Source organism: Patescibacteria group bacterium (genome assembly GCA_024238995.1).
In the GTDB taxonomy this organism is placed as follows: Bacteria; Patescibacteriota; Minisyncoccia; order Minisyncoccales; family JANBVM01; genus JANBVL01.
Map to the genome: position 1 here is coordinate 15,469 of JANBVL010000006.1, position 13,872 is coordinate 29,340.

Here is a 13,872-nt window from a genome sequence, read left to right on the forward strand (position 1 = left end):
CTATATGAACAATCAAGAAGTAGAAAGTTTATTGAAGAGAGTGGTCTGGGCTATTTTTTCGATAATGGCTGTTTTAATAATATTTTTGTTGCTTGCAATTATTTTAAGATATACAACAAAGGCAACATTTTCTCCAATGCTTTATTTCTGGTTTGTGTTTTGGATTACAAGCCTATTTTCTTTTTTTATTTATGTAAAAAGAAAAAAACAAGTCTCTACTATTAACAGAGCTCATTTTAATTTTTTTATTTTTCAGACAATGATACTGACTATTATTGTGCATTATCTTGGAACAATAGAATCATTCGCAGCTGTTTTTTATGCCGCTTTGATAATTTATGGAGTTTTTCTTTTATCAGAAAAGCACAGTTTTATTATAACATTGCTTTGCGTTATCTTTTTATATGGATTAGTGCTTTTGGAATATTATGACGTTGTGCCCCACTATTCTCTTTTCGAAAGCACTGGTGTCTATAAAGACCCAGGCTATGTTGCTGTCCGTTTAATCATAATATTAGTAACATTTATTTTATTAGTTATAGTTGGCAATCGTTATTCAAAAGTGATAAAAAGACAGAGTAAAGACATATTAAAAGCCCAGGTTGAACTAAAAAAAACTAATAAAGAATTAAAAAAGAAGGTGAAGGAGCTTGAAAGTACAAGCGTTAATTTAGAAGAAGCTAAAGAAACTTTGGAAGTTAGAGTAAAAGCCAGAGTTAGAGAATTAGAAGAGTTAACCCAGAGCCTTGAAGAGAAAGTTAAAAGAAGGACAGAAGAAATTCAAAAAAAGGTTCAAGAATTGGAAAAATTCCAAAAGTTTGCTGTGGGTAGAGAATTAAAAATGATAGAATTAAAAAAGAAAATAAAAGAAATAGAAAATAATAACTAATCTTATTTTAAAACATATGGACAATACTATTGACAAAGAAACAATTGACAACTTAATGAGAATAAAAGGCGAAGTAAGAGGCGTGGTCTTAAAAACAGATGAAGAATATGTTCTTAAGGAAAAAGGAAAACAAGGGATAGAACAAGTAGAGCAAAAATTAAAAGAATTAGGCCACCCTATAAAATATAGCGAGATAAAGACTCTGGATTTTTATCCGGTTGGTTTAAGAGCGTTTTCTCTTTTAGCCATTAAAGAGGTTTTTGGTTTTGATAATAAGGAAATCTACAAAATGGGAGTTTTTGCAACAAAAATGTCTTTAATAATAAGGCTTTTTACCAAATATTTCCTGTCAGTACATAGAGTTGTTATGAAAGAATCTCCTAAAATGTGGAGAAAACATTGGACAATAGGCAAATTGGTGCCTGTTGAGCTAGATGAAAAAAAGAAATATGCCATTATAAGAGTAGAAGGTTTAAATCTTCATCCCATTTACTGCACTTATTTAGAGGGTTATTTTGCAGGAATTTTGCAGATGTTGGTTAGATCACCAAAAACATCTTCCCGCGAAACTAAATGCTCTCTTAAAGGAGACCCTTACCATGAATTTTTAGTAGAATGGTAACAAAAGATTCATCAGAAGAAAAAAAACTTGCCCTTTTGGCAGATGATTTAGCATCGCTTGAAAATTACATTCATGATCTTTTTAGTTTTTCTCCACTTCCAATTTGTTTTATAAGTCCTATTGGAGTTGTTTTGGAAATTAATCCAGCTTTTGAAGATATCTCTGGTTTTAAATCCTATGAAGTTATAGGAGAGCCCATTGAACAAGTTTTTGACAAGAAACAAGCTGAATCTTTAACGAAAGAAACTTTAAAGCAGGGATTTATTGCAGGAAAAGAAATGAGCTTTTCACCAAAAGCAAAAGATAAAATGTCTGTTCAAGTATTTACAAGGGCGAGAAAAGATGAGGCAGGTGAAGTGGTAGGTTATTTTTTAGGTTTTTTTGATTTAACAAAAATTAAAGAAGCAGAAGGTGAATTACAACAAGCCCAGCTTGCGCTAATGAATATTTTAGAAGACACTGAGGAAGCTAGAAAGCTTGCTGAAGAAGAAAGAAATAAAACTCAGGAGATTATTAACAGTCTTACTGACGGCTTAATGGTTTTTAACAGTACAGACTCTCTCGCTTTAATGAATCCTCAGTCTGAAAGATTCTTAGAAATCAAAAGAGAAGAATTAATTGGAAAACAAATTAAAGAATTTGTAAATTTTGAACAATTAAAAAATTTAATAGATCTAATTGGAGAAAATATTGAAGAAAATTTATTCAGGCAAGAGTTTAAAATAAGAGAAAACTTTATTTTAGAATTATCAACAATTCCTTTAATGTCCAATAAAACAAAGATAGGAACTCTTTTAATTTTACATGACATAAGTCGTGAAAAAGTAATTGAGCGTATGAAAAATGAATTTGTTTCTATTGCTGCTCACCAGTTAAGAACTCCGCTTTCAGCAATAAAATGGACATTAAGAATGCTTTTAGACGGGGATTTGGGAAAGATAACTGAAGAGCAAAGTGAATTTATAGCTAAAACCTATCAGTCAAATGAAAGAATGATAAGTTTAATTAATGATCTTTTAAATGTTACAAGAATTGAAGAAGGAAGATATCTTTATAAGCCTGTTTTAACTGATATTAAAATAGTTCTGCAGTTTGTAATAAATTCTTACAAAGAAGAGGGCAAAAAAAGAAACATTAAACTTGAATTAAGGGGGCAAAAAAAGAAAACACCAAAAGTTTTTTTAGATGTTGAGAAAATAAAGTTAGCATTTCAAAATCTTATTGATAACGCAATAAAATACACAATGCCTGGAGGTAAAATAGTGGTTTCTTTAGTCTTTAATAGTAAAGAAATCACAGTTTCTGTAAAAGACAATGGAGTAGGCATTCTCCAAGATCAGCAAGAAAGAGTTTTCGGCAAGTTTTTCAGAGGATCTAATGTAATAAAAATGGAAACCGATGGTTCTGGTCTCGGCCTTTTCATTGCGAAAAACATTATTGAGTCTCATGGTGGTAGAATCTGGTTTGAATCTAAGTTAGGTAAAGGAACTACATTCCATTTTACTATACCTATTAAAAAAGCAGTCAAGGAGACATAATAGTTGGTTCAGTTTTCCAAAATTTGTTATAATATTAATGTTAAATAATACTTGTCTGCAGAGAATATTTATTAAAATAATTCGAGGCAGTAGGTAAATTATATTATGAAAAAAGTCTTAATTATTGAGGATGAAGACTTAATAATGGATCTTCTTAAGAAAAAACTAATTCAAGAAGGTTATGAAGTTTCAACCGCTTATGATGGAGAGCAGGGTATAGAAAAATTAAAAAATGTAAAACCGGATATTGTTTTACTTGATATTGTTATGCCAAAAAAAAGCGGTTATGAAGTAATGGAGGAAATGAGCAAAGATCCAGAATTAAGCAAAATACCCATTATTGTGATTTCAAATTCTGGCCAGCCAGTAGAATTAGACAAAGCCAAGAATTTAGGCGCAGAAGATTGGTTGGTGAAAACAGAGTTTGATCCGAAAGAAGTAGTTGAAAAAGTAAGACGATTGATTGGTGGATAATACTACGGATAAATACGAACTAGCACGAATATATCGTAAAATGAGGCATTAAATATTCGTAATGATTCATTTAAATTTGTAATCATTTAATAGATTATGGCAAAAAAAATCTTAAATAAAAAGAGTCAAGGCTCTTCTTCAGGGAAGAAGATCCTCATAATAGAAGATGATAGATTTTTAAGAGAGCTTATTGTCAGGAAGCTTTCTGATGAAGGTTTTGTTACTGCTGAAGCGATGGATGGAGAAAAGGGAATTAAAAAAGTCAAAGAGGAAAATCCTGATTTAGTTTTACTTGACTTAATTCTGCCAGGCATTGATGGTTTCGAAGTTTTATCTCGTATGAAAAAAGATGAAAGTTTAAAATCCATTCCAGTCATAATCTTATCTAACTTAGGACAAAAGGAAGAAGTTGAAAAAGGATTAAAAATGGGAGCAGTTGATTACTTGATTAAAGCTCACTTTACTCCCGGTGAAATTATTGAAAAAATAAAAGGCAGTTTGAAATAGTAATTTTGATTAAATTACAGAACTCACCCACCCTTGTATTCTAAGGCGTGGGTTTGTTAGTATAAATTATAATTTATGCCAGAGTTACCAGAAGTAGAATCAACAATACAGGGGTTAAGAAAAACGATTATTAATAAAATAATTCAAGATATCTGGACAGATACTAGAAAGCTTGTGAAAAAACCAAGTTCTTTTAAAGCTTTTCAAAAAGAGATTATAGGAAAACAAATCAAAAGAATAAGAAGAAGAGGAAAAAATATTTTGATTGATTTATCAGGCAATAAAACTCTTTTAATCCATCAAAAAATGACAGGACATTTGCTTTTTGGCAAGTGGAAGTTTAAAAAAGGAAAATGGATTTCTAAAATTAAAGGGTCTTTGCTTAGTGATCCGAGAAATGATTATTTGCACTTTATTATTTTTTTTCAAAATGAAAAACAGCTAGCTTTATCAGATCTAAGAAAATTTGCCAAAATAGAGCTTTGGGATAAACTTGAATTAGAAAGCTCTAAACAATTTAAAAAGTTAGGGCCAGAACCATTGGGAAAAAGCTTTACTTTTAAAAAATTTAAAAAAGCTTTAAGTAAAAAGAAAAGAGGAAAAATCAAGCAAATTTTAATGGACCAGAATATTATTGTTGGAATTGGGAATATTTATTCAGATGAGATTTTATGGCAAGTAAAAATTCATCCCTTTCAAGATATTTCTGGAATAAAAGAACAAGAGCTTAAAAAAATATATACAGCCACTAAAAACATATTAAAAAAAGCAGTTAAATTAAAAGGAACAAGTATTTCAGATTTTAGATTAGTAGATGGCAGTAAAGGCTACTACCAATCAAAAAGAAAAGTTTATCGGAAAACAGGAGAAAAATGTGCAAGATGCAAAACTATTATTAAAAGGGAAAAAATGGCTAACAGGTCAGCTCATTTTTGCCCTCAATGCCAAAAAATATGATTATTTTTCTTTATGGTCAAGACGCATATAGGTCTAGAAAGAAACTTAAAGAAGTGATTGAACGTTATAAGAAAATCCATAAAACTGGATTGAGTTTGAAATATATTGATGTTGGGAAATTAAGTTTCAAAGACGTAGAGGACGAACTTAAGCAAACTTCAATATTTAAAGAGAAAAAATTATTAATACTGACAAACGTTTTTTCTAATACTGATTTTAAAAAAAGCTTTATAAAAAAAGGGAAAAAATTCATTGATTCTGAAAACACAGTTTTATTTTATGAGCCAGATAAAATTGATAAAAGAGATGCTTTACTTAAGTTTTTAAATAAGCATGCTAAATCTCAGGAATTTGAACTACTTGGCGGATTAAGACTTAAAAGCTGGATTAAAAAAGAGTTTGAAGTGCGTAATGGAAAAATTAATGACTTGGTTTTGGAAAAATTCATTAACTTTGTTGATAATAATCCCTGGCAAATAATAAATGAAGTTGAAAAGCTGGTTAATTTTAAAAATGGCGAACAAATTGAATCAAAAGATATTGAGCTTTTGATAAGACCAAAAGTTGAATCTGACATATTTAAAACAATTGATGCCATTGCTTCGAAAGATAAAAAAAGAGCTTTGAAATTATTAAAAAACCATTTAAAAAAAGGAGACAATCCCCTTTATTTGTTTTCAATGATTAATTATCAGTTTAGAAATCTTTTGATTATTAAAGATTTAATAGAAAAAAACCTGTCCCCTTTCTCAGCAGGTCTTCATCCTTTTGTTGTTAGAAAAAGCTCTGCTTTAGCTAATAAATTCAGTTTTTCAGAACTTAAAAAAATCTACCAAACATTGTTTAAAGTAGACTTAAACATTAAAACAGGAAAAATTGATCCTGAAGCAGCGCTAGATTTATTTATTACTGAGATTTAGTTTTAGTAATAGATTTTGTTAGCCTTGATTTAGTTCTTGAAACAGTATTTTTTTTGAATAATCCAGTTTTCGCTGCTTTATCCAGCAGCTTGTAAGTTTGAGGCAAAAGCTTTTCAGCTTCTTGTGATTTTTTCTCAACAATCAAACTTCTAACCTTTTTTAAAAGGCTTTTTATTTTTTGTTTTTGAGCTCTATTTCTAATTCTTCTTTTTTTATCTTGTCTCAGAGCCTTTTTAGCTGATTTTTTAATTGGCATAATAGTAAAATACTATATCTTTTTTGTTTTTTTATCAAGCTTTTTTCGTCTAGTAAGACTAATGTTGATATTAGAGACTATAAAATAAAAAAAGCCTAAATAGTTTTTAGGATTTAATAGTCCAAAGGTGTTTAATTGCTGTTAATAGAGAAATTTGCCCGGCTTCTAACCTTTCTTCTTCTGTTCTTGCTGTTTTCAACAGTCCCTTTACTGCTCTTTTCTCCCAATCGTTGTCATAAGTAATTAACATTGAAAAGGTATAGATGTTTTGCCATTGCCCGAAAGTTATTTCGACTAAAGGCCATTTTAGTTTCTCTGGGAATAAGACGACTGACAAGATAAAGTTTACGTCTCTCAGAAGTTCTTCTCCCAGTTCTTCGTTTAGTTCGTCGTTGACGAACCTTTTTATTCTTTTGGTGTTTATGTTCTTCATTGTTTCATTCCCTGCCGCCCTAGACGAGCGACTCGTCTAGAAATTTCTATCTTTTGTAAAGAGCCATTTCTATCGTTTAAGACTATATCATTTATTTTTATTTTGTCAAATGAACGTGTTGTTTCATGCGACATTTTTCGCCTAGATATTTTAAAGCTTTATAATATGCACTTGGTCTGGACAGGAATAAAAGACTTTCATAATTTACTAAATTTATGTAAAAATAAGAGATAATGAAGCAAGTTATTAAAAAAATCATCCCTTATTTTTTATTGGACTGGTATCATTTTGTGCTGGTTTTTTTAGCAGCCTTGTTTTATGGTTTTCCTTCTAAAAAGTTGAAAGTTATTGGGATTACTGGAACCAATGGAAAATCAACTGTGGCTGAAATGATATCTGTGATTTTGCAAGAAGCTGGTTTTAAAATAGCTGTTTTATCTTCAATTAAATTCAAGATAGCTGATAAAGAAGAGCCTAATATGCTTAAGATGACAATGCCAGGCAGATTTGCTTTGCAGAGATTTTTGAAACAAGCAGTTAACTCAGGATGCAAGTATGCAGTAATAGAAGTGACCTCAGAAGGAATAAAACAGCACCGCCATAGGTTTATTAAATTTGATACAGCTGTTTTTACCAATCTATCTCCAGAGCACATTGAAGCTCATGGTTCTTTTGAGAATTACAGGCAAGTTAAAGAAAAGCTGTTTGCAGTTGCCAAGGGTGTTCATGTCTTGAATATTGATGATAAAAATGTTGAATACTTCCTTAAATACAATGCAGAGAAAAAATATAAATATGGGCTATTAAATAATGGAGTTAATAATAAAGAATATGAAATACTTGCTACAAAATATAAAGCTGATGCCAGTGGCATTGGTTTTCAGATAAATGATGTGGTCTTTGAGCTGGATGTTCTTGGCGCTTTTAACATTTATAATGCCCTAGCGTCAGTCTGTGTAGCACTGTCTGAGAAAATCAGTTTAGAGACTTGTAGAGATGCTTTAAAGAAAATCAAGATAGTTCCTGGGAGAATGGAAATGGTAATTTTTAGTCCATTTAAAGTAATAGTTGATTATGCTTTTACTCCCAATGCTTTAGAGAAAGTATATACTACTGTTAAAAACAGTTTTAAACCTGAAAATTTAATCTGTGTTTTAGGTGCAGCTGGTGGAGGAAGGGATAAATGGAAAAGACCTATTTTAGGGAAAATTGCAGCAAAATATTGTCAGCATATTATAATTACAAATGAAGATCCTTATGATGAAAATCCAGAAGACATTATCAATCAAGTTGCCCAAGGCGCTGGAAACAAGGCAGAAAAGATTATAGACAGGGAAAAAGCAATAAATAGTGCTTTAGAAAAAGCAAAAACTAATGATGTTGTTATAATAACAGGAAAGGGTTGTGAACCATGGATATGTATTGAAAAAGGAAAGAAAATTCCATGGGATGACAGAAAAATAGTAAAACAAGAATTTGAAAAACTGAATTATGGCATTTAAAAATAATTTTAAAAAAATATCAGACTGGTTATGGGAAATACCTAAAAGCTTTAGAAGTGATATGCGTGTTCCAGCTAGAATTTATACTTCAGAAAGAATGTTGGAAACTATAGAGCCTGGTGCTTTAGAACAGGTTATTAATGTTTCTACTTTGCCAGGTATTGTGAAATACTCTTTAGCCATGCCAGATATTCATACAGGTTATGGGTTTGTTATTGGTGGCGTGGCAGCTACAAAACTAACTGATGGCGTAATTTCACCTGGTGGAGTTGGTTATGACATTAACTGCGGAATGAGGGTTTTGAAGTCTGAATTCAATGAAAAAGAAATCAAGCCATATATTGATAAATTAGCTACTGAAATTCAAAAACAGGTTCCATCAGGATTAGGAAAAGGTAGAAAAGTAAAACTCGACATTAATTCAATCAATAGAATTTTAGAACAAGGAGCTAAAGCTTTAGTTGATAAAGGTTATGGCCATGATCAGGATTTAGAAAACTGCGAGGCAAGCGGCAATCTTAAAAGTGCTAATATCAGCAATGTTTCAGATAAAGCAAAAAACAGAGGAAGAGATCAGGTTGGTACTCTTGGATCCGGCAACCACTTTATAGAAGTTCAAAGGGTAGATACTATTTTTGATGAAAATATAGCTGAGGTTTTTGGATTATTCAAGGGCCAGATTGTAATAATGATCCATACTGGTTCTCGTGGTTTGGGGCATCAGATTGCTAGTGATTATATCAGGGTTATGATGGAGGCAATGCCAAAATACAATATTAATTTACCTGACAGAGAACTAGCTGCCTGTCCAATAAATTCTGATGAAGGGAAAAGATATCTTTCAGCTATGGCCTGTGGAGCAAATTATGCTTGGGCTAATCGTCAAATGATTGCTCATTCTGTAAGAGAGGCTTGGAAATCTGTTTTGGGCAATAAAGCAACGCCGCTTCATATGCTTTATGATGTAGCTCATAATATTGCCAAAATTGAAGAATATGAAATTAATGGTAGAAAAATAAAACTTTGTATCCACAGAAAAGGAGCTACTCGTGCTTTTCCGCCTAACCATCCTGAAATTCCAGAAAAATACAAGAAAGTTGGTCAGCCGGTTTTGATTCCTGGCTCAATGGGAACTGCTTCATATATTTTAGCTGGCAGAAAAGAGGGAGAACAAAGCTTTTATTCAACGTGTCATGGTGCTGGAAGAACGATGTCAAGAAAGCAAGCATTAAGAACAATCTCTGGACAAAACGTAGTAAAACAGTTAAAACAAAAAGGAATTATTGTTAAATGCCAGAGTTCAAGAGGAATCGCTGAAGAAGCTCCTTTAGCTTATAAAAACATTGATAATATTGTTAATGTGGTTCATAATGCTGGTCTAGTCAAAAAAGTGGCAAGATTGGCCCCATTAGCTGTAATTAAAGGAGAATAAAAATGAAAATCCCCTTTTTTTTATTATTTTGCTCAATTACTAAACTGCTTTTTAGTTTATGAAAAGAAGGCTTTCAAAATCAATAAGAAAACATATTCGCAGGCAAAAGGCTCAGATCAGAAGAGAGGTTTTAGATGTTAAAAAGCAACAAGAGTTAATAAGCGAATTGATTAATAAATTTCATACTAATAAAGTTTTAAAAAAATAAAGAATGAGAATACGTGATATCTATAATTTGGCAATAAAAATGGGAATAGATTCTGATTTCAGAAGCAGGGATTTTATTGAAAAGCTTTTAGAAAGAAAAAGGAAAAAATATGAGAAATTACCAGAAAAAGAAAAAGAGTTTTTTGATAAAGAAACTTTAAAAAACCCTTATTCTGATTCCCAGATTTTAAATATTGCAGATGACAGAGAAATCAAAAGAATTTTGATAGGTATTGATATTGACCCAGCCGAGATTTTATTAGCCAAGGAGCTGGGGAACATTGATTTAATCATTTCTCATCATCCCTTAGGAAAAGCCCTGGCAAATCTCCATGATGTCATGGAGCTTCAATGTGATATTTTAAACATGTATGGTGTGCCTATCAATGTTGCTGAAGGATTAATGAGAGAAAGGATTTCAGAAGTTGCTCGTGGCGTTAATAAGCTTAATCATGAAAGAACAGTTGATACAGTAAAACTTTTGGGATTTAATTTAATGTGCCTTCATACAATCTGCGATAATTTGGCAGCCAAATTTTTAAAAGATAAAATTGAAGAGAAAAAAGATGATCTATTAAGACTTGAGGATTTAATAGGTTTTTTAAAAACTATACCAGAATACAGGCATGCAATTAAGATTGGAGCAGGTCCGAAGATTTTTACTGGGAATAAAGAGAACCGTTGCGGTAAGATCGCTTTAACTGAAATTACCGGCGGAACTGAAGGTTCTCCAAAGCTTTATGAGAAAATGGCAATAGCTGGGATTGGCACTACTATTGGCATGCACATTTCAGAAGAACACAAAAAAGAAGCTGAAGCAGCCAACATCAATGTTGTTATTGCTGGCCACATGAGTTCAGATTCTTTAGGTGTTAATTTGTTCCTAGACGAATTGGAAAAAAGAGGAGTTGAAGTTATTTCATGCTCAGGTTTAACCAGGATTTCACGAATTAATAAATAAATTATGAGTAAAGTTTCTACAAAAAGAAGACAATTCCAAATAAAAGCTAAAAAGAAAAGAAAACAAAAGATAAAGAGATTGAAAGAAAAACATGCTGAAGCTAAGAGTAAATCAGAGAAAGACAAGATTGTGGAAAAGATTAAAAGAATCGCACCTCATTATCCAGAAAAAGAGATTGAGAAATTGTCTAAATAAAAATGAAAGAAAATAAGAATGTGTCTTTAAAAACACAAACTTTCAAATCAATTTGGAAAATCTTTGCAATAGAAGGTTTTTTATTTTCTTTAACCCTGCTTTTAGGAATTTTTACTGCCTTTAAAATTAACAATATTTTAGAAGTTGAAAAAATTCCAGTTCCAAAGTTCTCTTTCATTCAATTCATCGTCTATTTTATTTTAGCAACATCATTAATCTTTGTTTTCGTCCGTTATTTAAAATTCAAAAAACAAAAAGGAATTATTTTTAAAGCCCTTTTTATTACTTCTGTTTTTTGGGGAGGAAGTTTGCTGTTAAGTATCTGGATTGGCGATTTGTTTTCTTTAATTACAATGCTGGTTTTAATTGTTTGGTGGCTAAAATGGCCGTCAGTTTTTATCCAGGATGTTTGCATGATTATGGCAATGGCTGGGGCTGGTAGTGTTTTAGGACTAACATTTATGCCTCAGACAGTAGCAATTTTATTAGTGATTTTTTCAGTTTATGATATTATTGCAGTTTATAAAACAAAACATATGGTAGAAATGGCGAAAGAAATGATTGAAAGCCGTGCGATTTTAGGATTTGTTATTCCACCAAGTCTAAAGGATTTTAAACAAAGTTTAGCTGAAGTTAAGCCCGGAGGAAAATTCATGGTTTTAGGAGGAGGGGATGTTGTTTTTCCTCTTTTATTTTGTTCTTCTTTGGTTTCTTCCGGGATTGTCAATTCTTTAATTGTGGCTTTGTTTTCTTTGATTGGGCTTCTGGCAAGTTTCTTGTTTTTTGCTTTCCAAAAAGAACACAAACCGATCCCAGCCCTGCCTCCAATTGCACTGTTTTCAATAATTGGTTATCTAATAACTAAACTTTTTTAATTACTTATAAGGGATTTAACCATGTAAGTGTTTTTAAGGCAGTAATTGAATCTGCGCCAGTAGCCTCTAGCACCTATTGCTGAAATAACAGCAATTTTTTTAATTTTAAATTCATTTTTAACAATCTTTTCAACTTCTTTAATTAATTTTTTCCCCAACCCTTTATGTTGAGGAGCTAATCCTTTTTTAGATATTGGAATCATTCGTCCGTAAGTATGGATTTCTCTAATCAAAGCGCTGTTTTTCAAGACAGGCAAGATTGGGTCAGAAGGAATTCTTAATCTTAGCAAGCTGTAAAGTTTGGTTCTATTTTTATTCTCAAAAGTTAAAAATATTTCTTTACCATCAGAGGCATCATAATCTTTTCTGAACAAGTATGTTTTTTCTTTTTTATCATATTCTGCCTTTATTTCCCTGCACCTAATACATTTGCACTGCCAATTTTCTCTTTCCATTTTTGCTTTTATTACTTCCCTTAAATTAGAAACCTTAACACCTCCTTCTACCACTCTTGGTGAAGGAATGTCTCTAATAATCCTTTCAATTCTTGTATAATATGGTGTTTTCTTTTTCGCTTCTATAATTATATTTATTAATTGTTTTACAGAGTAAGGCTTATACTTTCCTTTTTTATACCATTTATAAAGAGGAGCCTCTTTAAGCAGAGCGCAGGGATAAATTTTAATTAAATCTGGTTTAAAATCAGAACTTGAAAATAACTTTTCAAACATTGCAATATCTTTTTTAGGAGTTGAGCCAGGCAAATTAGGCATTACCTGATAGGAAAGCTTAAATCCAGCATCTTTTAAAAGTTTTGTTGCTTCAATAGTTTTTTTAACATTGTGCCCTCTTAAATTAATTTTCAAAACATCATCATAAATGCTTTGAACGCCAAGCTCTACTTTTGTAATTCCTAAATTCCTTAATCTTTTAATTTCTTTTTTATCAATAAAATCAGGTCTTGTTTCAACAGACAATCCAATGATTCTGTGTTTCGCTTTTTCGTTTAACCCTTGAGCTTGATTTAAGTTTTTACTTGTTTTATTGTTGCAAGCGTCAAAACATCTTTTAATGAATATTTCTTGATAGTTTTTTGGATAATATGACCAGGTTCCTCCAATAATTCTTAAGTCAACTTTGTCGGTTGGATGGCCTCCAGCTTCAAGCATTTTAATTCTTTGTTCAACCTGAATATATGGATTATATTTTAGACTCTTTGCGCGTTCTGCTGCTGGCTCTCCTGACAAATAGCTTTTTGGGAAGCCAGCTTCAATAGGGCAGTATAAACATTTGCCAGGGCAAGGATAAGGTTTTGTTAAAACTGAGATATTAACAATTCCTGAAAGAGAGCGCACAGGCCTTGTTATTAAAAGTTGCTCAATATTTTCTGATTTTTTAATCCTTTTTTTCTTTACTAATTCATGATAAGCTTTTAATAATTGGATGTTTGACGGGCAATTAATTTTATACTTTTTTGCAATTTGCCTTTTAAAAACATCCAAATCAGAACGATTTTTCATTCGCTTTTTGATCAAATCTTTAATTATTAATTCTTTTGATTTCATATGAGACAAGAAGATGCTCACTATCTACTGGTTAAAACTAGAGAGGATTATAACTTAATTGCTCAAGAATTTTCAAGTACAAGACAGAATGTTTGGGAAGAAATTCTGTTTTTATTTGATAATTATTTAGTGCCAGGAGATAAGGTTTTAGATTTAGGCTGCGGTAATGCAAGATATTACCCTGTTTTTAAAGAAAAACAAACAGAATATATTGGCATTGATAGTTCCAAGAATTTAATAGAAATATCAAAAGAAAATTATCCAGAAGCAGAATTTAAAGTTGAAGATGCTTTAAATCTATCATTCCCTGATAATTATTTTAATAATGTTTACAGCATTGCAGTATTGCATCATATCCCTGCAAAAGAATTCAGATTAAAATTTTTAACTGAAGCAAAAAGAGTTTTAAAATCAAATGGCTTGTTAGTTTTAACTGTTTGGAAGCTTCATCAAATAAAAGAATGGCAGTTATTAATTAAATATACACTTTTAAAATTAATTGGAAAATCAAAATTAGACTGGAACGATATTTATGAGCC

General features: G+C 31.2%; 17 protein-coding genes. 14 read left to right on the forward strand and 3 right to left on the reverse strand.

The genetic code is table 11. The features are described 5' to 3' along the window. Nucleotides 1–4 precede the first annotated feature (4 nt). The 7 genes from KJI70_02550 (at nucleotide 5) to holA (ending at nucleotide 5,907) form a co-directional block, all read left to right on the forward strand. Complete coding sequence (locus KJI70_02550) at nucleotides 5–889, forward strand: hypothetical protein (protein ID MCP6718394.1); 885 nt, start codon at nucleotides 5–7, stop codon at nucleotides 887–889. 16 nt (nucleotides 890–905) lie between these two features. Next, nucleotides 906–1,511, forward strand: a complete 606-nt coding sequence (locus KJI70_02555) for a hypothetical protein (GenBank protein MCP6718395.1) — start codon at nucleotides 906–908, stop codon at nucleotides 1,509–1,511. Beyond that, nucleotides 1,505–3,049 carry an ATP-binding protein gene (locus tag KJI70_02560; GenBank protein MCP6718396.1) on the forward strand — a complete coding sequence of 515 codons (1,545 nt, stop codon included), beginning with the start codon at nucleotides 1,505–1,507 and terminating at the stop codon, nucleotides 3,047–3,049. The genes KJI70_02555 and KJI70_02560 overlap by 7 nt, the downstream gene beginning before the upstream one ends. A gap of 105 nt (nucleotides 3,050–3,154) precedes the next feature. After that, nucleotides 3,155–3,523: a response regulator gene (locus tag KJI70_02565; GenBank protein MCP6718397.1), complete on the forward strand. Its 369-nt coding sequence runs from the start codon at nucleotides 3,155–3,157 to the stop codon at nucleotides 3,521–3,523. A gap of 96 nt (nucleotides 3,524–3,619) precedes the next feature. Continuing rightward, nucleotides 3,620–4,030, forward strand: coding sequence for a response regulator (locus tag KJI70_02570; GenBank protein MCP6718398.1), 411 nt, complete (start codon nucleotides 3,620–3,622; stop codon nucleotides 4,028–4,030). Nucleotides 4,031–4,105: 75 nt separating this feature from the next. Further along, on the forward strand, nucleotides 4,106–4,987 hold the full coding sequence (mutM, locus tag KJI70_02575; GenBank protein ID MCP6718399.1) for a DNA-formamidopyrimidine glycosylase: 882 nt from the start codon (nucleotides 4,106–4,108) through the stop codon (nucleotides 4,985–4,987). Further along, nucleotides 4,984–5,907 (forward strand): DNA polymerase III subunit delta, encoded by a 924-nt coding sequence (gene holA / locus KJI70_02580; GenBank protein MCP6718400.1) that lies wholly within the window; start codon nucleotides 4,984–4,986, stop codon nucleotides 5,905–5,907. Before mutM ends, holA begins: the two co-directional genes overlap by 4 nt. On the opposite strand, the gene rpsT is transcribed toward holA, so the two are convergent. Both rpsT and KJI70_02590 read right to left on the reverse strand, forming a co-directional pair. Further along, on the reverse strand, nucleotides 5,894–6,163 hold the full coding sequence (rpsT, locus tag KJI70_02585) for a 30S ribosomal protein S20 (GenBank protein MCP6718401.1): 270 nt from the start codon (nucleotides 6,161–6,163) through the stop codon (nucleotides 5,894–5,896). The two genes, holA and rpsT, sit on opposite strands and share 14 nt — an antisense overlap. Nucleotides 6,164–6,269: 106 nt before the next feature. After that, a complete protein-coding gene (locus tag KJI70_02590) occupies nucleotides 6,270–6,596 on the reverse strand; it encodes a hypothetical protein (protein ID MCP6718402.1) in 327 nt (108 codons plus the stop codon). 233 nt (nucleotides 6,597–6,829) lie between these two features. On the opposite strand from KJI70_02590, the gene KJI70_02595 reads away from it, so the two are divergent. The 6 genes from KJI70_02595 (at nucleotide 6,830) to KJI70_02620 (ending at nucleotide 11,768) form a co-directional block, all read left to right on the forward strand. Further along, nucleotides 6,830–8,098: a UDP-N-acetylmuramoyl-L-alanyl-D-glutamate--2,6-diaminopimelate ligase gene (locus KJI70_02595; protein ID MCP6718403.1), complete on the forward strand. Its 1,269-nt coding sequence runs from the start codon at nucleotides 6,830–6,832 to the stop codon at nucleotides 8,096–8,098. Between the two features lie 61 nt (nucleotides 8,099–8,159). Continuing rightward, nucleotides 8,160–9,530, forward strand: a complete 1,371-nt coding sequence (locus KJI70_02600; GenBank protein MCP6718404.1) for an RtcB family protein — start codon at nucleotides 8,160–8,162, stop codon at nucleotides 9,528–9,530. A 58-nt stretch (nucleotides 9,531–9,588) separates the two neighbouring features. Beyond that, a complete protein-coding gene (locus tag KJI70_02605) occupies nucleotides 9,589–9,738 on the forward strand; it encodes a hypothetical protein (protein ID MCP6718405.1) in 150 nt (49 codons plus the stop codon). 3 nt (nucleotides 9,739–9,741) lie between these two features. Continuing rightward, complete coding sequence (locus tag KJI70_02610; GenBank protein ID MCP6718406.1) at nucleotides 9,742–10,698, forward strand: NGG1p interacting factor NIF3; 957 nt, start codon at nucleotides 9,742–9,744, stop codon at nucleotides 10,696–10,698. 3 nt (nucleotides 10,699–10,701) lie between these two features. After that, nucleotides 10,702–10,893: a hypothetical protein gene (locus tag KJI70_02615; GenBank protein ID MCP6718407.1), complete on the forward strand. Its 192-nt coding sequence runs from the start codon at nucleotides 10,702–10,704 to the stop codon at nucleotides 10,891–10,893. Between the two features lie 2 nt (nucleotides 10,894–10,895). Beyond that, nucleotides 10,896–11,768, forward strand: coding sequence for a presenilin family intramembrane aspartyl protease (locus KJI70_02620; GenBank protein MCP6718408.1), 873 nt, complete (start codon nucleotides 10,896–10,898; stop codon nucleotides 11,766–11,768). Here the strand turns inward: KJI70_02620 and KJI70_02625 are convergent. Beyond that, nucleotides 11,765–13,333 carry a tRNA uridine(34) 5-carboxymethylaminomethyl modification radical SAM/GNAT enzyme Elp3 gene (locus KJI70_02625; protein ID MCP6718409.1) on the reverse strand — a complete coding sequence of 523 codons (1,569 nt, stop codon included), beginning with the start codon at nucleotides 13,331–13,333 and terminating at the stop codon, nucleotides 11,765–11,767. The genes KJI70_02620 and KJI70_02625 overlap by 4 nt on opposite strands. On the opposite strand from KJI70_02625, the gene KJI70_02630 reads away from it, so the two are divergent. Next, nucleotides 13,334–13,872: class I SAM-dependent methyltransferase (locus KJI70_02630; protein ID MCP6718410.1), on the forward strand; the 539-nt coding region annotated here is incomplete at its 3' end. It lies immediately after the preceding gene.

Coding starts and splice junctions, on each gene's coding strand:
- KJI70_02550 (MCP6718394.1), top strand. CDS start 5: ATGAACAATCAAGAAGTAGAAAGTTTATTGAAGAGAGTGGTCTGGGCT.
- KJI70_02555 (MCP6718395.1), top strand. CDS start 906: ATGGACAATACTATTGACAAAGAAACAATTGACAACTTAATGAGAATA.
- KJI70_02560 (MCP6718396.1), top strand. CDS start 1,505: ATGGTAACAAAAGATTCATCAGAAGAAAAAAAACTTGCCCTTTTGGCA.
- KJI70_02565 (MCP6718397.1), top strand. CDS start 3,155: ATGAAAAAAGTCTTAATTATTGAGGATGAAGACTTAATAATGGATCTT.
- KJI70_02570 (MCP6718398.1), top strand. CDS start 3,620: ATGGCAAAAAAAATCTTAAATAAAAAGAGTCAAGGCTCTTCTTCAGGG.
- mutM (MCP6718399.1), top strand. CDS start 4,106: ATGCCAGAGTTACCAGAAGTAGAATCAACAATACAGGGGTTAAGAAAA.
- holA (MCP6718400.1), top strand. CDS start 4,984: ATGATTATTTTTCTTTATGGTCAAGACGCATATAGGTCTAGAAAGAAA.
- rpsT (MCP6718401.1), bottom strand. CDS start 6,163: ATGCCAATTAAAAAATCAGCTAAAAAGGCTCTGAGACAAGATAAAAAA.
- KJI70_02590 (MCP6718402.1), bottom strand. CDS start 6,596: ATGAAGAACATAAACACCAAAAGAATAAAAAGGTTCGTCAACGACGAA.
- KJI70_02595 (MCP6718403.1), top strand. CDS start 6,830: ATGAAGCAAGTTATTAAAAAAATCATCCCTTATTTTTTATTGGACTGG.
- KJI70_02600 (MCP6718404.1), top strand. CDS start 8,160: ATGCGTGTTCCAGCTAGAATTTATACTTCAGAAAGAATGTTGGAAACT.
- KJI70_02605 (MCP6718405.1), top strand. CDS start 9,589: ATGAAAAGAAGGCTTTCAAAATCAATAAGAAAACATATTCGCAGGCAA.
- KJI70_02610 (MCP6718406.1), top strand. CDS start 9,742: ATGAGAATACGTGATATCTATAATTTGGCAATAAAAATGGGAATAGAT.
- KJI70_02615 (MCP6718407.1), top strand. CDS start 10,702: ATGAGTAAAGTTTCTACAAAAAGAAGACAATTCCAAATAAAAGCTAAA.
- KJI70_02620 (MCP6718408.1), top strand. CDS start 10,896: ATGAAAGAAAATAAGAATGTGTCTTTAAAAACACAAACTTTCAAATCA.
- KJI70_02625 (MCP6718409.1), bottom strand. CDS start 13,333: ATGAAATCAAAAGAATTAATAATTAAAGATTTGATCAAAAAGCGAATG.